Source organism: Paenibacillus sp. RC73, from assembly GCF_044908085.1.
Lineage (GTDB): Bacteria > Bacillota > Bacilli > Paenibacillales > Paenibacillaceae > Paenibacillus > Paenibacillus terrae_A.
The window spans coordinates 299,949-318,656 of the sequence record NZ_JBIYCV010000006.1; the positions used below are offsets into that span (position 1 = coordinate 299,949).

The 18,708-nt window shown below is 52.0% G+C and carries 26 protein-coding genes; 1 reads left to right on the top strand and 25 read right to left on the bottom strand.

Annotation, left to right across the window (positions count from 1 at the left end; all coding sequences use genetic code 11):
- Positions 1-33: 33 nt before the first annotated feature.
- From ABH897_RS16650 to ABH897_RS16770, 25 genes are all read right to left on the bottom strand, one after another.
- The gene (locus ABH897_RS16650; RefSeq protein WP_404592423.1) at positions 34-834 is read right to left on the bottom strand and encodes a hypothetical protein; all 801 of its coding nucleotides are present in this window, start codon (positions 832-834) and stop codon (positions 34-36) included.
- A gap of 126 nt (positions 835-960) precedes the next feature.
- Positions 961-1,158, bottom strand: a complete 198-nt coding sequence (locus tag ABH897_RS16655) for a hypothetical protein (RefSeq protein WP_404592424.1) — start codon at positions 1,156-1,158, stop codon at positions 961-963.
- Position 1,159: 1 nt separating this feature from the next.
- Positions 1,160-1,921 carry a M15 family metallopeptidase gene (locus ABH897_RS16660; RefSeq protein WP_404592425.1) on the bottom strand — a complete coding sequence of 254 codons (762 nt, stop codon included), beginning with the start codon at positions 1,919-1,921 and terminating at the stop codon, positions 1,160-1,162.
- Positions 1,922-1,927: 6 nt separating this feature from the next.
- A complete protein-coding gene (locus ABH897_RS16665) occupies positions 1,928-2,236 on the bottom strand; it encodes a BhlA/UviB family holin-like peptide (protein WP_404592426.1) in 309 nt (102 codons plus the stop codon).
- A 19-nt stretch (positions 2,237-2,255) separates the two neighbouring features.
- Positions 2,256-3,527 (bottom strand): pyocin knob domain-containing protein, encoded by a 1,272-nt coding sequence (locus ABH897_RS16670; RefSeq protein ID WP_404592427.1) that lies wholly within the window; start codon positions 3,525-3,527, stop codon positions 2,256-2,258.
- Between the two features lie 2 nt (positions 3,528-3,529).
- Positions 3,530-4,102 (bottom strand): putative phage tail protein, encoded by a 573-nt coding sequence (locus ABH897_RS16675; protein ID WP_404592428.1) that lies wholly within the window; start codon positions 4,100-4,102, stop codon positions 3,530-3,532.
- The gene (locus ABH897_RS16680; protein ID WP_404592429.1) at positions 4,099-5,175 is read right to left on the bottom strand and encodes a baseplate J/gp47 family protein; all 1,077 of its coding nucleotides are present in this window, start codon (positions 5,173-5,175) and stop codon (positions 4,099-4,101) included. Before ABH897_RS16680 ends, ABH897_RS16675 begins: the two co-directional genes overlap by 4 nt.
- Positions 5,175-5,528 carry a DUF2634 domain-containing protein gene (locus tag ABH897_RS16685; protein ID WP_404592430.1) on the bottom strand — a complete coding sequence of 118 codons (354 nt, stop codon included), beginning with the start codon at positions 5,526-5,528 and terminating at the stop codon, positions 5,175-5,177. The genes ABH897_RS16680 and ABH897_RS16685 overlap by 1 nt, the downstream gene beginning before the upstream one ends.
- Before the next feature lie 61 nt (positions 5,529-5,589).
- Positions 5,590-6,066, bottom strand: a complete 477-nt coding sequence (locus ABH897_RS16690; protein WP_404592431.1) for a DUF2577 domain-containing protein — start codon at positions 6,064-6,066, stop codon at positions 5,590-5,592.
- Entirely contained in the window at positions 6,063-7,190 is a 1,128-nt protein-coding gene (locus ABH897_RS16695) for an XkdQ/YqbQ family protein (RefSeq protein ID WP_404592432.1), read from the bottom strand. The genes ABH897_RS16690 and ABH897_RS16695 overlap by 4 nt, the downstream gene beginning before the upstream one ends.
- On the bottom strand, positions 7,190-7,864 hold the full coding sequence (locus tag ABH897_RS16700) for a LysM peptidoglycan-binding domain-containing protein (RefSeq protein ID WP_404592433.1): 675 nt from the start codon (positions 7,862-7,864) through the stop codon (positions 7,190-7,192). The genes ABH897_RS16695 and ABH897_RS16700 overlap by 1 nt, the downstream gene beginning before the upstream one ends.
- An 11-nt stretch (positions 7,865-7,875) precedes the next feature.
- On the bottom strand, positions 7,876-9,924 hold the full coding sequence (locus ABH897_RS16705) for a phage tail tape measure protein (protein ID WP_404592434.1): 2,049 nt from the start codon (positions 9,922-9,924) through the stop codon (positions 7,876-7,878).
- A 33-nt stretch (positions 9,925-9,957) separates the two neighbouring features.
- Entirely contained in the window at positions 9,958-10,092 is a 135-nt protein-coding gene (locus ABH897_RS16710; protein WP_404592435.1) for a hypothetical protein, read from the bottom strand.
- A 26-nt stretch (positions 10,093-10,118) separates the two neighbouring features.
- Positions 10,119-10,493 carry a phage tail assembly chaperone gene (locus tag ABH897_RS16715; protein ID WP_404592436.1) on the bottom strand — a complete coding sequence of 125 codons (375 nt, stop codon included), beginning with the start codon at positions 10,491-10,493 and terminating at the stop codon, positions 10,119-10,121.
- Between the two features lie 59 nt (positions 10,494-10,552).
- Positions 10,553-10,993 (bottom strand): phage tail tube protein, encoded by a 441-nt coding sequence (locus ABH897_RS16720; protein ID WP_045245306.1) that lies wholly within the window; start codon positions 10,991-10,993, stop codon positions 10,553-10,555.
- A 15-nt stretch (positions 10,994-11,008) separates the two neighbouring features.
- The gene (locus ABH897_RS16725; protein ID WP_404592437.1) at positions 11,009-12,055 is read right to left on the bottom strand and encodes a phage tail sheath subtilisin-like domain-containing protein; all 1,047 of its coding nucleotides are present in this window, start codon (positions 12,053-12,055) and stop codon (positions 11,009-11,011) included.
- A gap of 50 nt (positions 12,056-12,105) precedes the next feature.
- Positions 12,106-12,534: a hypothetical protein gene (locus ABH897_RS16730; protein ID WP_283654437.1), complete on the bottom strand. Its 429-nt coding sequence runs from the start codon at positions 12,532-12,534 to the stop codon at positions 12,106-12,108.
- Position 12,535: 1 nt separating this feature from the next.
- Positions 12,536-13,009 carry an HK97 gp10 family phage protein gene (locus tag ABH897_RS16735; protein WP_283654436.1) on the bottom strand — a complete coding sequence of 158 codons (474 nt, stop codon included), beginning with the start codon at positions 13,007-13,009 and terminating at the stop codon, positions 12,536-12,538.
- Entirely contained in the window at positions 13,010-13,327 is a 318-nt protein-coding gene (locus ABH897_RS16740) for a hypothetical protein (protein WP_404592438.1), read from the bottom strand. It abuts the gene before it with no gap.
- Position 13,328: 1 nt separating this feature from the next.
- Complete coding sequence (locus ABH897_RS16745) at positions 13,329-13,727, bottom strand: hypothetical protein (RefSeq protein WP_404592439.1); 399 nt, start codon at positions 13,725-13,727, stop codon at positions 13,329-13,331.
- Between the two features lie 14 nt (positions 13,728-13,741).
- Positions 13,742-13,948 carry a hypothetical protein gene (locus ABH897_RS16750; protein ID WP_283654433.1) on the bottom strand — a complete coding sequence of 69 codons (207 nt, stop codon included), beginning with the start codon at positions 13,946-13,948 and terminating at the stop codon, positions 13,742-13,744.
- Positions 13,949-13,996: 48 nt separating this feature from the next.
- Positions 13,997-15,115, bottom strand: a complete 1,119-nt coding sequence (locus tag ABH897_RS16755; protein WP_283654432.1) for an SU10 major capsid protein — start codon at positions 15,113-15,115, stop codon at positions 13,997-13,999.
- Positions 15,116-15,172: 57 nt separating this feature from the next.
- The gene (locus ABH897_RS16760) at positions 15,173-15,850 is read right to left on the bottom strand and encodes a phage scaffolding protein (protein WP_404592440.1); all 678 of its coding nucleotides are present in this window, start codon (positions 15,848-15,850) and stop codon (positions 15,173-15,175) included.
- Positions 15,851-15,922: 72 nt separating this feature from the next.
- Complete coding sequence (locus tag ABH897_RS16765) at positions 15,923-16,738, bottom strand: phage minor capsid protein (protein ID WP_404592441.1); 816 nt, start codon at positions 16,736-16,738, stop codon at positions 15,923-15,925.
- On the bottom strand, positions 16,738-18,333 hold the full coding sequence (locus tag ABH897_RS16770; RefSeq protein ID WP_404592442.1) for a phage portal protein: 1,596 nt from the start codon (positions 18,331-18,333) through the stop codon (positions 16,738-16,740). The genes ABH897_RS16765 and ABH897_RS16770 overlap by 1 nt, the downstream gene beginning before the upstream one ends.
- A 53-nt stretch (positions 18,334-18,386) precedes the next feature.
- On the opposite strand from ABH897_RS16770, the gene ABH897_RS16775 reads away from it, so the two are divergent.
- Positions 18,387-18,707 carry a hypothetical protein gene (locus ABH897_RS16775; RefSeq protein ID WP_025365274.1) on the top strand — a complete coding sequence of 107 codons (321 nt, stop codon included), beginning with the start codon at positions 18,387-18,389 and terminating at the stop codon, positions 18,705-18,707.
- Position 18,708 lies beyond the last annotated feature (1 nt).

Consider the following 18,708-nt stretch of genomic DNA (forward strand, 5'->3'; position numbering starts at 1 on the left):
AAACGGACCCACCCGAAGGTAAGTCCGCCGCTCTTACCGGAAATTGTCCTTCCCAGCGATCAACTCGTCACGTATTTCTCGGTAATCCTTCCTAAGACGTATGAGCGAGCTAATCGCGGTCTCTACGTCTACAACCTTTCGTAAATCCTCCGTACTAAGTGCGTCGCGGGTTGCTTCGCCTTTTTCCAATCCGTACATCTCACGGAGTCCGACTGTGTCCGTATCCCACAAGACCTTATATACGAGATTCGTGAACGTTGCGTACTCAAGCCCTCTATCATTCTTGAGGCTGCCGTTATAAAACGATTGGATCGAATCCGTGAGGCGGCGACGTTCCCGTTTAGATATTTCGCGCTCGATCGCCCATTGACGTTGATCTGCGTCCGCAATTTCTTCCACGTTGAGGAGGTAGTTACGGATAGATTTGGCGACTTCTGATTCCGTAAGAAGCATACCAATACGGAGAAGGCCGCGCCGGGTAATTAACGTTAGTGAGGAAATGGATTTGAGCTCGGGTGCAAGATGCACCTGACCTTTAAATGCAGCTAAAGGCGCCCCTTTTAAGACTCTCAATTCCGCGTACTCATTGAACTCCGTACGGTTCCGTCTTACGATAGCCTTTACGGTGTCATGTGGGACCTCATAGTAATTCGCGGCCATCTCAATAGTAACTTCGGATGTTTCAGGTATTACGGTAACAAACTTTACCTTATCCATGACGTCATCCTTAAAAACCAAATCATCCCGCATGGACTTACTCTCCGTGAGGATGAGTTCGTTCCTCCCAGTAAGATCATACGAGACTTGCTGAACATTTTTCTTTCCTTTAGCCATATAGACACCTCCCCCAAATTGCTCACTATTTCGACAAAATGGGAGGATATACCTTCGGAACACACGTTCTAAATGAAACTTTTTTACCAAGTCTATAGAACTATAGGCAAGTCCGCATCATATTCGTTACTTCTTCGATACCTCACCCGTTTTAAACGTACTATACACACCCGTCCCGATTAACGCATATGAAACGATATCAACGCCGATTTGCCACGTTCCGAAATCCGGTGCGACTCCGTACTTTTCGAGGACTTGATACGCAAGGCTGACGACGGCTGCGATGAATAACGGATTAGTTAAACGCTGTTTAGCTCCGCCCATATTACGCTGCACCTCCTTTCGTAAACAACCCAGCGCGGTCGAGTACGGTAATCATCCGGTAGAAGTCGTAGCTACCATCGTTCGCGGTATCGAGTACCCCGACTGCCTTTGCGTTAACACACGCCTGTTCCGCCCACGCTGGCACCTTCGCGAGCTTATTCGTAGCTTCCAGCGCGATTACACGATCCTGCAACGCCTTAAATGCGGCCTTTTCTTCCGTTGTCATCTCTTCGTTCGCCTCCGTTTTATTAATCTTCACCATCGCTACGTCAAGTTGCGCTTGACTAGGACGCTTGCCTGCGCGGAATTGATCCGTAGTAAATCCGAAGATCATCTGTAAATGCGGCATATCTACGAATTTACGCCAATCACCGCCCCACTCGAAGCCGAGCCGCTTCGCTTCTTCGACAACTTCGTTCCAGTCCGGTAACGAATCCTTATCGTCGTCCTTCAACGTATCCCACGAGACGGACCGCCCATCGCGAAGTAGTAGCGCAAAGTCTACCGCGTATCCGAAGTTGTGAATCGAATAGCCTCCGCGTACTTTCGTTACGATCTGCCGCTTGTCCCCGTTGCGTCCTTGCGCGTACAACGCATCTTGCTCCGCATATGTCCGCAACCCCTGTGTAATTACGATCCACACGCCGCGCGCATAGCAACGGTCGATAAGCGCTTCGGCGGCGGCTTTGATTACGGGCGCTACGCCTTCGAGCCGTTTCGCGGATTTGACACGGACTTGTTCTAGCGTTAGATTGTTCGCCATATTACGTTATCCCTCCCGTTTAATTGCCGATTTGATATCGTTAACATCGATCGCAAGCGTCTCGTACTGGCCCGCCAACGTTTCGAATTGATGCGTAATGCCCTCCGCGAGTTTGAGCAGACGGTCCTCTCGTTCACGCGCTTCCGAGTTGATGCGGATCTCCCGCTCGGCTGCCTCGTCTTGGATGCGGGATTCGCGGGCCTTGCCGTCGTCTTGAATGCGCCGCGACTCGCGCAATTGATACAAAAAGAGCGCGACAAAAAGGACGGCGAAGATACCGTCCTTAAGTGCTGCGTTTATTAACGTTTGTTCCATGCGGTAATTTCACCGTCCTTTATTCGTAGGCCCACCATTCATAGGCGGATATTTTGGCGATGGGATTTCCGCCAGCGTACGCGTCTATCCGACTGCCGGACAGTTTTACGCTAAACCCTTGTATCGGAGGTTCGAGATATCCGACGTTGACGTAGTTATTACGCCATCCTTTAGCGGACTTGTTGTCGTTAAATACGCTGGAAGTCATAACAACGCCATCTACCTGTCGTGACGTGGATGTACCTTGCGTATCCTCCAACACAACACGTATAAACACGCGAGTAACGGTAAACGGCAAAGCGACAGATACGGTCATGTCCACCCCATTCGCGCTACTCGTAGCCTGTGCGCTCTGGCCGTTGAACGTACCGGACGCAAAACGTTTGACCGGAAGATTCGTTATTGCCGCAGCCAACTCCGCAAACGTGTTGCTGCCGCTTGCGTTGCCGCCTTTGCCGTTAATTGCGCCAGCAACAGCGCTTTTACCATCAACGACAGATTGCTTTAAATCGTTCAAAGTAGTGACCCCGGTTGATGTGGTGAAATGAACGTTAGACGCAGTAATCTCAAGTATGCCTTGGCCGCTAGTACCGTTGCCGCCGCTTGCGAGTATCCGAACGTCATAATCAATCGCAGCGGCTCCTGAATGGAAGTCGATGAACGCCGGGCCAGCACCGGGTACATTAGTACCGATTTCCACTGCCCTCACTGATTCCAGCCTTGGTTGTGCATTGTTTGAGGTTATTACCTCTACCCACGGCCTCCAGTTAGTTTCAGAAAACGACGAACGTATATACATTCTCGCGGGGTTATCATGAGTAGTGTACGTTTGTACGCACGCCCCACCGTTATAGTGAACGACAAGCTTCCCGTAAGTGTATGCTCCAGACGGATAGCCACTGTACCCTGTCCAAGAACTAAGACCTACGTTATAGTTACCCGACAAAAGCGCAGTATTCCAATCTGCTGGCACATTACCTCGGGCGCCGTAAACCGCAGCCAAGTCAGCTACGGTTTTCAACGCCTTGGCTGTCGGAGCTAATGTTTCGGACGTGTTATTCGTGGCGTTCGTGAGCTGCACGATCCCCTTTTGCGTTAGACTCGCGTCAACCGGGTCCTTTACGTTAAGCTGATCCGCAGGAACCTTTCCATCCGCACCAAGTACCGCGAGCCCACCCGCAACGCCCACCTTCGCGTCCACCGCCTCGGCCAGTGCATTCATGTCGCGTGGCACGTCTGCAGTCATGTTCGGCTCAATCAACGGAAGACCGAGTTTTTCCGTAGTTGCCATCATTAAAACCTCCGATTATATATGTCTTCGTACGTTTTTCCCGTTGCGGTGACCTCTCCGTACGTTTTCTCCGTTGCAAGCAGCTCCGCATACGTAAAAAAACGGAACACGTAGTCGATTGCGAGATGCGCCGGGATAATCTCGCGTAACGTCTCTTTCAAAATGTCGATCTGCGCAGGCACGCCAAAAACGCCTACGAACGTAACCGTAAGCGTGTAACTTGAGATATTCGGTGTTACGTCTACTTCTCCATTTGCGTACGCAGCCGCCACGTTTTCAATAAGCTCCGCGTTTACTCGTCCGACGCCGCGAAGTTTACCACGCAGAACCTCACGCCGCTGTTCGTACGTCTTCGTTGGGTCCGTTGTAATCCCGAATATGCGTTCCCAACGCGTAAGCCCCCACGTAGCCGAGCCGATGTAAAACTGGTCAAGTACGTCGTATGCGGACGCGCTTATACACGCCAGTTCCTCCGCTTCTCGGTCGATAATGTTTCCCGCGATACGAGACTCGTCGTAATAGCGTGGTAGGGAATCGCCCATAGACTGCCGTATTTGATCTACCGTGTTAGTCACGTAATTGTCACCGTCCCAAGCACCGCAACCTGTCCGTCTGCGACTATGACGTTGCCGGTCGTACCGTTTAACGTAAGCGACGCGTAATCTCTGACCGGAGGTAGGTCGATGACCACGTTGCCGATCTGATTAATACGGACGATCGGGTCCACGAAAGCCAGCGTTTCGAGGTACGCGCGAGATCCCGCGGTGACCAACGCTTTCACTTCGTCCAACGTTGCGCCGGGCGCTAAATCTACGTCTGCTACGATGTTAATCGGCACCTCTTCCGCGCCTACAACGGTAGCTACCGCACCGAGCGGAGCCTGGCCTTCGCCGCGTCCGTCTTGTGTCGGGTCAATATACGTCTGCGCGGCGTTAATTACTGCGGAATCTGGCGCTGTTTTATCGTCGCCGAGTAGTACGACTCTAACGGTGCCGGCTCCGTTCCAGACCGGATAAACGCGTGCATCCGTTACGCCGGGCACCTCACGCGCCCACTGCCGATAGTGATTCGCGTTACCGCTTGTAACTGGTCGCCGCGCCCGCTCGTAATACCGATCTCTGAACGCATCGTCCGATTCGCGGTCGACGCCACCTTCGAAATTTACTGGATTAGTGACCGTTACAATCCCGACAAGATCGCCTACCATCGTATTGACTGCGCCGATACTTACGTTGCCGGAGGCGCCTGCTTCTTCAGCTATAGCAGCGACTGTAACGCTAGACGCCGTAATTGTTGCTGCGACAGTTGTAACGAAATAAACCGGAACCGCCGCGCCCGTCGACGTAATGGTGCCCGCAGAAATAACCGTCCCTTCCGGTCCCGTGAACGTCAATGTACCCGTCGCTTTTACGGCTGCTTTGCGTGTTAGTCCGTAATCGGCTGCGCGACGGTCGAGATACTCATCCGAAGTGGTATCCGTAAAGCCCATCGTAAGAACCGTGTCCAACTCCGTGTAAAGTCCGGTCATTTCAATAGCCGATGGGCTCAACAAATCGTTAGTTACGGAGCCTTGCCGTTTGTCGATATCCTCCGGAGATGCGTCGAGCATCCGCTGCAATATCGCCTCTTTCGTTTGATCCTCGTACATTACACCGTCACCTCCATCGGCATTTCCTCTCCGTCCACGTCAACGTAAAAAGAGACGAACAAATTGTCCGCCTCCTTCGTTATGTCAAATCCGTATACATCGTCGATCCTGTCATCGTAAATAAGTGCTTCGGTTATGACGCGGGGAATCTCCGTTTCAAGCAGCTCCATCGGAACGTCTTGACCGATCAAGTCTTCGAGCTCACACCCGTAGTCCTCATCGTAAATCGAGAAATGAAATCGTGACGTCAATATCGCTTTGAGGATAAACTGGCGGATTGCCTCGCGCCCGTCGATTATCCCGCCGACTGCTCCGCTATCTAAATCCAACGCGTACGTCCGGCTCGGTTCCACGTCAGTTTCCGTAACTACGTCAAGGTCCTCGCTCAAATCAACGTCAACCGCCGATAATGGACTAAGCGCCATCGGCCGCACCTCCCATTCGCCCCAACACGATATAACGTTGTCCCGCGCCAAACGACGCAACGGCTACGCGGTCGCCCGCCTTCAGCGTGTCGTGAAACGTAATCTCGAACTCGCCGGACGTGAATCCGCCGATGTTAAACACGTCACTGAACGCCTTCGAATTGACAGGTGCGGACGACTCCGTTTCCTTTGTTACGCGCGTATAGCGGTTGAGTTCGAGCGTAGTCGGTGACAGCGACCCCGCGGAGCTTTTAACGGACACCTTCCGCGTATGTTCACGCAAATGCTCCGGTATGATTACGTCATCTCCGTCGAGTTCGATTTTCATATTATCGACTTGCACGCGGAGAGCTGGCGGAGGTGCGATGATCGTCGCGTATTCGATATCGACCTCTACGTTGTGGCCGAGTTGCTTAATGACGTCGCGGAATTGCGATACGCCGCCTCCGTCTATTCGTTCGATCATTTCGCACCTCCTCGTATGGATTCCATTTCAGATACGGTATCCAACACCTTCAGCGTGGTGCCGCCCGATGAAGCTTTCGTTGTTTTTTCCTTCGCTTTCTTTTTCTTCTTCTTGGCCGCTTCTTTCTTCGGTTCCGATTCTTCGTATTCCAATTTCGGAAGGTCGTCCGTTTTGCTCAACGTTAGCGACATCATGTGTGTACCGTTCGTAAACGTATGAGTATCCGCATTTACGTAATAGCCGCCAACAATATCCGTCATGCTCTCGAAGGCATAAACGGCAGTTCCCGCGACGACTTGCGTGATGCCTAACACATCCACGGATACGTCTTCGCCGACTTTGCCGAGTTCCTTCAGCTTTGCCTTTGCGAGCTGCTGAATTTGCGAAGCTGTTGCGTCACTGTCCGCAGACTCTACGTGCTGCATCATTCCATATTTTTTAATCAGCGCGGCATCCTTCGCCGTGGACGTAATCGGCTTTTCGTCCGTGCCGCCCTGCGCCTTGACCGCTGTCCGCATCTCCTCAATCGACTGAGACCGTCGCGCTGACGTAATGTTAACGCCATCTTCCAACATCCAGCGGACAATTTCGTCCTTCTTCTCACGCAAAAAAAGCTTACCCTCGCGCGAGTAAACGAAGAACTTACGGTTATTTTGCTTACGTGTTTCCGTTAAGGCCGTCGTTATCATATCCCACAACGACATATCGCGGAGGATGAGTTTCGGAATAACGTAGCCCGTGTTCGCGATAGTTCCGGCCGGGATTCCGAACGATTTACACAGCGAGGACACGATCGCACCAGCCGTTTTGCCAACGAATTTCTGCGTATCTACGTTTTTCGTAAGATACACGTTTTCATCGTACGCAGTAATCGTCGTGTCACCTCTATCGTCAATATCGTACGTAAAGATAACGCCGCGGAAGAGACCGACATCATCTACGTAAAAACGCAGTTCCTTCCCGAGTTCAAACGCGATCCGCTTGTCGTCCGCATTTAGTGTATTGGAATACGAGATAGACAACGTGCGGTGAGGCTGCGCTACATCTCCAGACCATGTTGCGGACTTGACGAGCGGCTCGATCCAATACTTTCCGTCGTATAACAGCTTAATTTGCGTAGCCATTACGGAATCACCAACTTTTGCCCCGGCTTAAGTACGTTTGGATTCGGCCCGATTGCGGACTTATTCTTCGCGTACAGTTCCCGCCACCTGTCGCCGTTGCCAAGTACGTCCGCTCGCTGCGCGATCTTCCATAGCGAGTCACCTGCCTTGACCGTATACGACTTTGCCTTAACGGTTGCGTTCGGACGCTTTGCCGCCGATGTAAGTTTCGGCATTGTTTTCGACGCGGAGCCCGTAAGCTTTTTATTGTCCGATTTCTTTGCGATGTCGATAAATACGTGCTCTTTGAGGGACAACGTATAATAGATATCGCCCGGCTCACCGCCGCGCTCCTCGTACTCAAAACTTCGGATAGTAACCGCGAAATTAACGGAGGTGCCCGTAATGATAAACCGCGCAGGCTTACCACTGCGCATCCAGCGTTCGATTATCGCGACGTATTCGCGCGGCTCTTTGAGGTTCGTATACGAACAATAGCCCGCGTTGTAATCGCGGGGAAAGAACGATGACATCGAGAACCCACGGAGGCGTTGATTGCCGATTATCGTGTACTCGCCGAGATTCGAAATCTCAACGTCCTCGTATCCGTGAGTCATCGTTGTTTGAATACTCTCGGGATTAACGGGGAGCCATAGGACTTCTGCTCCGTTGTTATACTTGAGCCAAAACTGCAAAACACCGCCTCCTATCTCGCTAATTGAACCGCTAGTTGGCGCGCTAGTTTATCGATATCCGCATCCTCGCGTATCGTCGTACCGTACATATTAATTACGACACCGCCCGCTCCGCCTCCGCGTTGCTGATCGCGCCATTCTGACGCCTCGTGCTTCGTTAAGACCGCTTCGTCTTTATGGAGACGCGCCTTAAATCCGTTATATGGAACGTTGTCGAGGCCGCTCGCCTTCCCGCTCCAACCGCTGCTTCCGGTGGTTTCGCTCCACCACTGCTTGACACTGCTCGTAAACCCCGACTCTTTAGTAGGAACCATCTCGGTTTTTCCTGAAAGTGCGGGGGTTCCTTTGGGTAAACTGTTCAGGTGTGCGTTGTACTCCAACAGACGTTCGCCTTTTGCGGAACCGCTGACTTCCTTTAGACCACCGCTCAGAAAGTCAATTGTCTTCTTAACCCACGGGGACGCAGTAATAGCGAGAGCTACGGTGAGCCCTATCGGGTTAGGTGCCTTACCTGCGATAAACAAACCGAGGATAAACGCAAACTCCGGATTATTGACAATCGTGCTCGCAAAGTTCTTTCCGATAGCCATTGCGGAGTCCTTCCCGAATTGCGCAAACTTTTCGGACGCGCCTCCGTTCCACCAATCGGATAACATCTTTTTCACGTCGTCGAACACAAACGCAATTTTACTCTTAATGTCCGGAAGCTTATTAAACTCCGGATTGTTTATAAAGTGCGTCTTCAAGTACGCTTTCGACGTATCGACTGCGCGTTGCATGGCGGCCGTAATTCGCGGAGTGTACTTAATAACGAGGTTAGACATTGCGTCCGCAAGTTTGGCAATGATCGGCATTGTCGGTATCAGGGCGGAAATCTGTAAGGTCTCTAAGGCTCCGGAAAATTGCTCCACACTTCCTGCTGCGCCTTCCATCTTCTTTTTCGCAACTTGGAGGGCGGTAACGTTCGCCATTTCCGTCTGAAACTTCTTGACGCCAGCCGCACCCTCCTTAAAGAGGATATTTCCAGCGCGGATCGCGTCGGACCCGAATATCTGATGCAAGTAGTATTGACGTTGCTCATTCGTAAGCTTGCCGAAACGGTTCTTCAGCAAATCCGCTACCTGCGCCAAGTCCTTAATTTCGCCCTTATTATCGTAGAAAGCGGAATGAATAAGATTACTCGCAGTCAGGAACTTCTTCGTTTCCTTCGCGGCCTTAGATGTACCCACCTTGAGTCCCGTCTGCGCTGCGACGTACTTCTCGATATCCTTCGTAACCGCTTGTACGGAGGTTCCGGTTGACTTAATGCCCTTTTTACTCATAAACGCAAGAGCATCCGTAGTATTTACGGTCAAGAGGTTGAAGTCTTCGAACATGCCGTACGCCTTGTCCGTTGCTGGAACCAAGTTCGATAACATCGTCTTCAGCGATGTACCCGCGTCTGCGCCCTTTAATCCGTTATTCGCGAACAGACCTAACGCTGTATTCGTATCCTTAAACGACATCCCTACGCCATCAGCGACGGAACCAACCGCAGCCAAGGAATAACGCAAATCGTGTACGTCAGTCGCGGATGCGTTCGCGGTACCGGCGAGAATATCCGCAGCTTGCGCCGCCTTTAGCCCATCTTTTTTGAAAGAATTGAGCGCGGTTGACATGATCTCCGCAGCCTCTGCCAATCCGAGACCGCCCGCTGTTGCGAGGTTGAGCGCCGCGTTAAGTCCGCCCTTCTTACCGACCTGTTCGACGCTCATACCTGCTTTGAGTAATTCCTCGATCCCTTGAGCGGCCTCAAGCGCGCTATATTTCGTTGCAGCGCCTTGTTCGAGCGCGAGTTGTTGCATAGCTTTCGTCTGCTCATCGGTCGCGCCCGTTAACGCCTGTACTGTCTTCATTTGAGCCTCGAAATCCATCGCCTTTTTGACGGAGTCCGCCGCGAACGCGATCCCTGTAGTAGCAACGCCAATCCCCGTTGCTGCTACTCCGAACTTGAGCATTCCGCCCATTGCTTTACGGAGCGGACGGGACATATCGTCAATCAGCCGCAAGTGTCCGATCAAATCGAATGAAATCGTAATTACCTCCTTCCTGCGTTAGTTCTGCCGTGCCTTCGCTTCCCGTTCAAGCTGGAGCATCATCGACGCGTACATAAACATCCGGTGCCTTCGTTCCTTTGCGTAAACCTCGTCGGGCGGAATCCCGTGGCGCTGGAAAATCTCGTGTAGCATGTACGCCTCCGGGTCGCCCGACTTGATTAGTTTTTTGCGTCTTCAACGAGCTCCGCGTCTCCCACGAAGCCGGACAGCGCCAATACCGCTTGAATCAATCGTGTCTGTTCACCGGGGAGTAGAGCCTTCTTCACGCAGTCCGCTGCGTCGGACGCTTCGTAATGATCTTTAAGCGCCTTGTCGTTGAAATCCGGATCGACCGCGCTCTTTACGATTAACAAGCGGTTTAATAGCGCATCATCTACGGAGCCGTCCTTGCCTGTGGTTGCCTGCGTGCGAGCCCGTTCGATTGCGTCCTCGTCGAGTGCTTTAATCGTGAAATGCGTTTTCAAACGCGGAATATAAATCTCTTCCTTCAAATCCGTCGTTGCTCCGAGTAATGCCTCTAAACCTTTAGCCATCTACGTCAACCTCCGTTTATTTTCGTAATTAAAAAGAGGCCCCGAAGGACCCCCGTATATTAAGCCGCGCGAATTTTGTCCATAACCTCGTAGCCGCTGAACAAGAACGTAAGCTCCTGCTCAACGATCGAACCGACCTCGTAGTTGATAATCGGAATCTTGTCGAACGTGACGTTTTTAAGCCGCACGCGATACGCACCAAACGATTCGGGGTCGTCCAGCTTGACGACGAGCTCCGTAGTAAATGCCGGACTCTTATCGTCGGTGACTTGCGCCATTTTTTCGATCCATTCCGAGGTCACCATATAGCTCCCGATTGAACCGGAGCCTTTGAGCGACGTGACCTTATTCCCGATCCAACGCGTACCAGCGAGCTTAACGTCCTCGAAACCAATCTCGATGTTCGCCTCGCACGAATAAACGTTGGACATCCAGTTACCGTCTGCGTCGTTTACCGCTCCGTACGCACCACTGATTACGCGTGTAGCGTCTAGTACCATCTATTTTCACCTTCCTTATACGTTCACTGTGATAAAGATGCGTTCCATACTGTCGACCTCTACGTAGCTAATTGCGAGGAATACTTGGTCACCTACGGATGGGAAATTCGGGTCAAGCCCGACGGCAGGTCCCGACAGTACACCCGAGATTTCCAAGCGTTCCAGGTACGCCTTAATCGCAACCATCAACGTGGCCTGACCGTCAGCGTTGTTATTGAGCTTGCCGATGTAATTGTCTTCCGCGGTTTTGGTAATGTCCGTAGAAATCGCCTGACGTGCACGCATATTGCGGACTTTTTGCTTCGATGTAACGAGACCTTGCTTAACCTTCACGCGAGTACCGTCGTTAACGAAAACAAACGAACCGGCTGTAAGCGCTGTGTCAAACTCCGTCTTGGTCAAGCGCCGAGTCACGTCGTCCGCCGGTACTTGCGCGTAAGTAGTCGAGCGGTTAATCGCAGTTCCCGCAATCAAGCCGGCCACCCACGGAGCGAACGCGGACGAAAGATACGTTTTGGTGCCGATAACCACTCCGCTAATCAAGTTGACGATGTAGTTGTCCGCGTTAAGTACGGACCGCGCATTACCAAGCGCAGGATCGGCGTCTGTTGCTGCATCGCCTCCGATTACGGAGATAAAGTGCTTGCCCTCCGTCCGATTACGGATTGTCCACGTCTTGGTTAACGCTTGCTCGTCCGCGTTAAATTCACCGTCGAAAACAAACACGTTAAATTCGCGAGCATCGTAAGCCGCACGCATATCCGTGTAGTCCTCGGCGACTGGCGTTTTCGGCATCGTATAGACGAGCACGTTTTTAGCACCGCCCTGCAACGCAAATAAGATCGACTGGATATTAGCGCTCCCGAACGTATCGGATGCGGCTTTCTCCGTTTCGACCGTGTAAAACGTCTTGGCGGTCGCCTTCGCACCGTAGTTAAGCAGCGGAATTGCGACCGTACCGCGTGCGCCTCCGTTAATCTGCGCTGCGGCCGCTTCGACATAATTGATGTACAGCCCCGGCTGAATTTCTAATGCAGTTGGATCCCACGAACCTCCGGACATCTAAAAACCTCCTTTGGAAATAAAAAAGAGCGCCCATTGGGACGCCCTGCTTACACGTAACGCGGATGTATGTGATTGATTTTGTCATATTGCTTTTGCGGCTTCTGCTCGCGTACCGTCGTCTGCAAAACACCGACCGTCGCGTATATCTTGTTCTCCGTCAGAACCGGTTGACTGAATCCGAAGCCCTCAAAGCGCATATGCACGTCAGGCAGTCCGCCCTCTGCGTAAATAGCCGCGCTCAACTCGGACATAATCGGCAGCGTCTCCTCCGCATACTTTGCGAAATGGATGATCTGGTAATCGCGGTCGATTCGGTAATGCATTCCGGTTTCAAGCGTCCGACCATCACGCAAAAAGCGGACAACAAAAAGCCCCGGCGTAGGCTGCTCCGGGACTGTCTGCTTCTCGTATGTTGCGGTCGTGTATTTCCGCTTTATGAACGCCTCTATCGCTTCAATCTCGCTAATCAGCGCCATATTACAGCCCCTTTCGCCTGATAGCCGCTTTAATTTGGCCCTCGATCATACGCTGCCACTCGCGCTCATTCTCTTCCGCAGGCTTATCCAAAAACCCCGGAACAGTTCCCGGCGTAGTTGGATTGCGGAAGGAGTCGCCGTGCTTTTTCGGAAACTCGTCGTTAAGATACGTAGCGTAATCGAACTTACGTTTACCTTTAACCTCGATCGCAGACGCGCTGATCTCGCCTACCCATTTATCGCCCTGCTTCGTAACGTCCGTCGATATAGACCGCCGCAACGTACCGGTCTTCAGCGGAGCAATGTCCGTAGACTCCCGCCGCCACTCGTCCATAACGTCTTGAACGCCTTGCTTCGAACCGTCGGCCACCGCGTTCTCCAGTCGCGAACCGTAGCCCTTGAAGAATCGTCCGATAACGCGCTTAATGAACGGAGCCCCGCGTGTGGCGTCAAAATCAAGTCTGTTTACCGCCATCTATACGTTCACCTCCGTTATTAGCGCCTTACCGGATAACCCGCGTTTAGGCTGGATTGCGATTGGCTTGCGCTTAATCGTTACGCCGAGTTCGTTTGTGTACGTAATCTCGTCGTCGTACGATACGTCCGCCAGCTTGTCGATTAATATCGTCATGCTTGATACCGTTTCGTCTCCGAACTGATTCGTAACTGTCTTCGTCTGCTCGGAAACGCGTGCGGATACTGTTACTTCTGCGCCAGGCGACGAGTGACCCCACCCGCTGCCTTTCGCAGCCTTCGTTATCGTTATTGTTTGCCGCATGGATACGAGTGGCACGTCACATCACCGCCCATTTCGCGGAACGCTTCGATATTTTAACGCCATTTTCCGCGCCGATAAGGTCGAGTGCAGTCTGCGGTATAAACTTACGTAGATCGTCGTAGGGCATCGTCGTACTTCCGTCCTTAAACGTCACGTTAAACACGCCGGTCAAGCCGAATGATGCGGTGCCCTGACGCTGGAGACGCCCGGTATCGTTGTAGAGTATCGAAAGTACATTCGCAAACTCGTATGTCGCCGCGTCCGGAATGACGTATTTCGGATAAGCTGTTGTGAGCGTTCGTCCTGCGACGTTTAACATTCGTTGTTTTCTCGCAGCGTCACTCGCTTGCCAATCCTCTACGTCAAGACAAGACGCGTTAATGTACGCATCTGCCGCTAATATCGTAGTTGCCACGGTAACACCTCCGTTTATTCGTCGGAGGTTTCCGCTTGCGCCTTCTTAGCGCGTGGTTTCTTCGGTTCCTCCGGTTCTTTTTCGTCAATACGGCTAATCCAAACAGGTACGAGCACGTCCAAACGTGCTATCTCGCCGGCATCCTCGGTTACATAAACTCCGCATACGTCAAACTCGATGCCGTCAAGGGAGTAATGAGGGCTTGCGTGGTACTTCGCCATTCGCGTAGTCACCTCCGTTAAATATAAAGAGGAGCCGAAGCTCCCCAATTAAGACACCGCTGTGCTAATGTTATCCAGGATTGCGATCTTCTCGCCCGCATTCTTGACTGTTACACCGTACTCGCCGCGAATCTGACGAGCAACAAAGTCAGCGCCCGGTACAGTAGCGTCCACGTCATGCAGCGCACGGCCGCTCAGTGCGTCGATGGACAGGATATCGCGGTCAAACAGTGCAATTTTATTTTTCGGAAAGTTCGGATCGACGATGACGGTTGCTACGGAGCCGCCCACGATATCAGAAACGAACGTTTGGATCTTATGGCCGGTAGCGGTGTCCGTGCGCTCAGTCCGAATCGTATCGGAAGCAAATTTCGTGATTTGACGAGCCCCCGCGGTGTTAGTCAAGATGGTGTTTACCGATCCGCCACGCAAGTAAATTTGTTCGGACAGGTCGTTCAGAAGCGCAGGGGTAACTTCCTTACCCTCGGCATTCTTTTTCGCAGCGCCTTTCTTGTCCGCAAAATAAAGCAATCCGCCAGTTGTACGAGGCATACCAGCGGCACCACCAATACGGCGACCATAAATCAACCAGTCATTCATCTCGCGTTGCATTTCTTTTAGACGCAATTGTACTTGGTAGTTCAGCTCATCCGTAACGTTATAGGTTCGCACGTTCTGTTGTGTACCAGACACTTGCGCATAACGCTCGATGATCTGCGTCACATTGTGATCTACGAGACGGTCATGACCTTCGTCGACACCGGGCAGCGCACCTTCCAACTGCGGACGGGCAACGATGCGAATCTCTCCGCCGGCTTCGATCGCTGCTGCGTTTGTGCCATCGTAACCACGGACAACGGTAATGACGTCACCAGCTACGGCAGTAACGCGCATATACTCCTCGCCAGAAACTACGATCGCATTGACGCGGAATTTGAGTCCATCGCCTTCGGCGACAGTAATTGCCGTAGCACCTACCGCAGCCGCGGAAGCGGCGGTCGCGCGGTTAGAGTTGAGGTTATCGGACATCCATTCGAACTTTGTTTGATACAGAGAGTTGGAGCCTAGCCCCACAATGCCGAGCAAGTTTGGTGCGTCCTCGATAATTAGGGAAATACCCGCTTCGAGCTGGCGCACTTGGTCCTGAAAATCGTAAGTTCTCAACATGTATAAACTTCCTCCTTATATTTGGGCAAAATAAAAAGCCTCGGATTTTCCGAAGCTTTAGCGCGTAAGTTTATTGGATAGCTCGACGACCTTTGCGAAGTCTCTGATTCGTTTTGCCTCCGCAAGTTGCTGCTCAAGTGTACGTGTTTCCTTGTCATACGGATTTCCACCGGAAGGGCCTCCGATTGGCAACGGTTCTTTTTTCGGCTGCTCAACCAGAAACGGTTTACTCGCGATTAACGCATTTACTACGTCCTTGACACCGTTGATACTTCCGTCATCCCCAACGGACGCAGTGCTCAAATCCGCCAGTACATACGCGTCGTCAATCGCGTCTGGTCTAACGTTTAACTCACGCGCCAACGTGCGAAATTCAGCCTTAATGAGGCGTTGATTAGCGGCTGTTAGCGCTTGGTCACGCTCAGCCCTCGCAGTCTCCGCGGCTTTCAGTGCTTCTGCTTTTTCCGCCTCAAGACGCTCAGTTGCGGTCATATCCGCCTTCTGCCGTTCTTCATCAGCAAGCTCAAACTCGGTCAATTTCGTCTTAAGCGCGTCGTAATCTGCATACTTCTTACGTTCACGGGCGATACGATCCGCTATGACCTGGTCGAGTTCGTCTTGTGTGAAGGTCTTTGGTGGTGTCGGATCAATCGGCGGGTCCGGCGTTGGGTCTGGATCGCCCTCCGCGAACAACTGAAGATTCAGCGGATACTTAGCGTTGATTGTTTTACTCATATGTCTCCCCGCGTTTAAGCGCCGCGTAGCGCATAGTATCCGTCAGTTTTAGGACGTATCGTAGGTCCGTAATTATTTCGGATTTCGTACGGGCATCAAGACGTGACGACAACGCGGATGAAAGATATCCCGTCGAGGTAAATCGCCGTAATACGGGTAATCGCCGGGGGCGTCCGGCGTTAGTTTGACAATCCGCCCCTCCCACTTACTGCAAGCGTCCTTCGCTCCGTGACTTGATATTTGCGCATAGTAAACACCGCGACTGAGTGCTTCGTTTATCGTAGCTTGCCGATGTGTCTCCGCCATCTTCGTACGGACGAGCATATCGACGTAAGCTTCCGGTTTCCAGCGGCGACCTTTTGCGTCAATGATCCCGGTATCGACCTCATCGCCGAGTACCTTACGCATTCGATCGAGCACGTCATGCTGAAGCGTCGTGTTTCCGTTTATTCCTTGCGATAGATTCGCGCGAAGCGACTCCGCAAGAGACTGGCGTATAGCCGCTTTCGTTTTGCGATCCATATTCGCAGTTACGGCGAGCACATCCGCGTGCGTGTCTTGTATTGCAGCCGCCAACATATCGCGATTAGCTCGGTTCAACTTCGCTTTTTCAGCAGCTTCAAGTAGCGTTTTAGCAGCGCCAAGATCAATTAATGCGCGCTTTACGCCATCCTGCGCGGCTTTCGTAAGATTGTCCTTCACCCATTCCTTAGATTCCGCGTTCAGTTTCGCGAGAGCTTCTGAAGCTTCCTTCGCGGCTGCATCCGCTGTCTTGCGGTTAGCTCCCCGCGTAAATAAGCGACTGACGGCGGAACCAATAGCCGAACGAGCACGCCGAAAAGCCCCGAGTAGTTTAGACACGGGGCCATCGTAATTCGGATCGTCCATTAGGCGTCACCACCTGGGTCGTCGTGATTAAAAATAGAAGCGTCAACAGTGCCCGAAACGCGCTGCTCGTCTTCGTCAATTCGACGGACAAGCTCGGCTGCCTGCGAGTCATCTACGCCGTCTAAATCTTTGATTGCGTCAGTAACCGACCATGTAGGTTTACCACCAGTGCGCAGGTTAGCGACCTCTGCCGCTTCTTTCTCGTCACGCGGAATCCCATCGCGCCAGGTAATCGTAGGGTACACTGCTTCGTACGCTGTGAAATCGTCGACGCCGTCGTTGGCGTGGTTCTCCAGTTTCATCGCCTTCCACAACGCATTACGTAGGCCCCGATCAACATGCGCTCTAATGCGCTTTACCTTGGACAAGATCGGCATAAACCGGGCTTTAATCGCGCCAGCGTCCGTATGTGATGTTCCTGTTCCGCCTTTATCAGAGGCAAGCGTCGTCCCAAACAGCCATTGCGGCGTCTCGCTGATTTGGTAAACAAGGCCAAGAAGAATATCGAGCTCTTTAAACGCGCCCTCCAGTTGAGAATTCCACGTCATATAACCAGGTGTTGCGTCGTCCTTGGTTACGGGAATATAGCGCCCGCCGCTGCGTACTGTCGCGTCGTCGTCCTCCTGAAAATCGGGTCCATACGCGGTTGGGTCGCTGTGCTTCCACAGGATATAGTCAATCTGTACTAATCGGTCGTTAATCGCAGCCAGAACGCTCTCCAGCTTTTCCGTACCGCTTTCCCCGCGCCAATCTGCGTCTGTCGTCTTATACGGGACATGCTCGACAAGCAATTCCGGCATGCCTGTCGGCACAACGTCCTGCTCCCGTCCTGTCGGAACTGACTCTCCGATGTTATACGTTGGAATAGGCGCTCCCCATCGGTCATCGACGCCCCGTTCCGTAAGCTCATACCTTTCGTACACGATATAGCCCGGTATATGACGCTCCACGTTTAGGTACGGCGTCTCTGTAGTCGGGATTCCGGATAAGAACGACATAATTCGGCTGCTATTCTCTATCTCCCACTCTACCCATGCGATATTTACCGCCTTAAATCGCTTCTTAGAGCCGCGGGACAGCTCCGGAAATACAATTGAAGCGTCTACGGGTTCGATAATCGGCTCCAGCGGTACGTCCGGCGCATCCAAACCGAGTTGCAGCGTCTCAGATACGTCCGCACGTTGTCCGTAGTACGTCTTGAGAAACGAATCGCCCCGAAAGCCTGCTCCGATTACAATCTCGTGGATCATCTGCGTTAGGTCGTTCTCTTCAACGATACGACTTAGCGCTGTCTGCTCGGGGGATTTCGGATCGTGTCCGGTCTCAAACGTGGGAGCCTCGCCGACCATCAAATCCGCGGGCTTCGTCAGCAACACGTCCATAAGGTTGACCGCGATAAATAACGTTTTGAGCTGCGGCGCAAACGGCGTATCTTTTAGGAGTCCGGAGGCGCGATCGTATATCTCAACGTGGCGCCCTTGATAAATAGCCCGTCCGCGTTCATACTTCGCCAAGCGAGGAATCTCATAAACCGGCGGATATTGAGCTCCGGTATAAAATAGTTTCGTTTCTCTTGCGTCATAAAACTCCGTCACAAAGATCCTCCTTTCGTGGTATAATTTCCCTATGATATAGAGGAGGGATATTTTTGAGCTTCTTTGATAGACTGGACAGCAAAATAGAAGAAATTGAAAGTGATCAAGACAGAAAACAAGCGATTGAAGACAGGAAACACCTTTTAAGTGAAATCAGAAGTGCTTTTCAAGAATTGCGAGAGGAGGCTGCAAACCAAAACGCGGATTTTAGCGTCACACCACCAGCATTAGGTACCGATACCACTTGGTTCGTACAATATCAAGGTCGCTCCTTTGCTGTATTCACTGATGAGGTTATGCACAACCTTAAAGAGAACCAAGGCACTGAGGTTAAGTCAGCTATCGAGAATATAATTATTTCAAAAATAAATTAGG

What these genes read in the sequence shown, in the direction of transcription:
- ABH897_RS16725 (WP_404592437.1), bottom strand. Translation starts at nt 12,055, where the DNA reads ATGTCCGGAGGTTCGTGGGATCCAACTGCATTAGAAATTCAGCCGGGG.
- ABH897_RS16720 (WP_045245306.1), bottom strand. Translation starts at nt 10,993, where the DNA reads ATGGTACTAGACGCTACACGCGTAATCAGTGGTGCGTACGGAGCGGTA.
- ABH897_RS16655 (WP_404592424.1), bottom strand. Translation starts at nt 1,158, where the DNA reads ATGGGCGGAGCTAAACAGCGTTTAACTAATCCGTTATTCATCGCAGCC.
- ABH897_RS16735 (WP_283654436.1), bottom strand. Translation starts at nt 13,009, where the DNA reads ATGGCGGTAAACAGACTTGATTTTGACGCCACACGCGGGGCTCCGTTC.
- ABH897_RS16710 (WP_404592435.1), bottom strand. Translation starts at nt 10,092, where the DNA reads ATGCTACACGAGATTTTCCAGCGCCACGGGATTCCGCCCGACGAGGTT.
- ABH897_RS16695 (WP_404592432.1), bottom strand. Translation starts at nt 7,190, where the DNA reads ATGGCTACGCAAATTAAGCTGTTATACGACGGAAAGTATTGGATCGAG.
- ABH897_RS16665 (WP_404592426.1), bottom strand. Translation starts at nt 2,236, where the DNA reads ATGGAACAAACGTTAATAAACGCAGCACTTAAGGACGGTATCTTCGCC.
- ABH897_RS16670 (WP_404592427.1), bottom strand. Translation starts at nt 3,527, where the DNA reads ATGGCAACTACGGAAAAACTCGGTCTTCCGTTGATTGAGCCGAACATG.
- ABH897_RS16760 (WP_404592440.1), bottom strand. Translation starts at nt 15,850, where the DNA reads ATGAGTAAAACAATCAACGCTAAGTATCCGCTGAATCTTCAGTTGTTC.
- ABH897_RS16730 (WP_283654437.1), bottom strand. Translation starts at nt 12,534, where the DNA reads ATGGCGCTGATTAGCGAGATTGAAGCGATAGAGGCGTTCATAAAGCGG.
- ABH897_RS16765 (WP_404592441.1), bottom strand. Translation starts at nt 16,738, where the DNA reads ATGGACGATCCGAATTACGATGGCCCCGTGTCTAAACTACTCGGGGCT.
- ABH897_RS16715 (WP_404592436.1), bottom strand. Translation starts at nt 10,493, where the DNA reads ATGGCTAAAGGTTTAGAGGCATTACTCGGAGCAACGACGGATTTGAAG.
- ABH897_RS16755 (WP_283654432.1), bottom strand. Translation starts at nt 15,115, where the DNA reads ATGTTGAGAACTTACGATTTTCAGGACCAAGTGCGCCAGCTCGAAGCG.
- ABH897_RS16650 (WP_404592423.1), bottom strand. Translation starts at nt 834, where the DNA reads ATGGCTAAAGGAAAGAAAAATGTTCAGCAAGTCTCGTATGATCTTACT.
- ABH897_RS16680 (WP_404592429.1), bottom strand. Translation starts at nt 5,175, where the DNA reads ATGTACGAGGATCAAACGAAAGAGGCGATATTGCAGCGGATGCTCGAC.
- ABH897_RS16660 (WP_404592425.1), bottom strand. Translation starts at nt 1,921, where the DNA reads ATGGCGAACAATCTAACGCTAGAACAAGTCCGTGTCAAATCCGCGAAA.
- ABH897_RS16750 (WP_283654433.1), bottom strand. Translation starts at nt 13,948, where the DNA reads ATGGCGAAGTACCACGCAAGCCCTCATTACTCCCTTGACGGCATCGAG.
- ABH897_RS16690 (WP_404592431.1), bottom strand. Translation starts at nt 6,066, where the DNA reads ATGATCGAACGAATAGACGGAGGCGGCGTATCGCAATTCCGCGACGTC.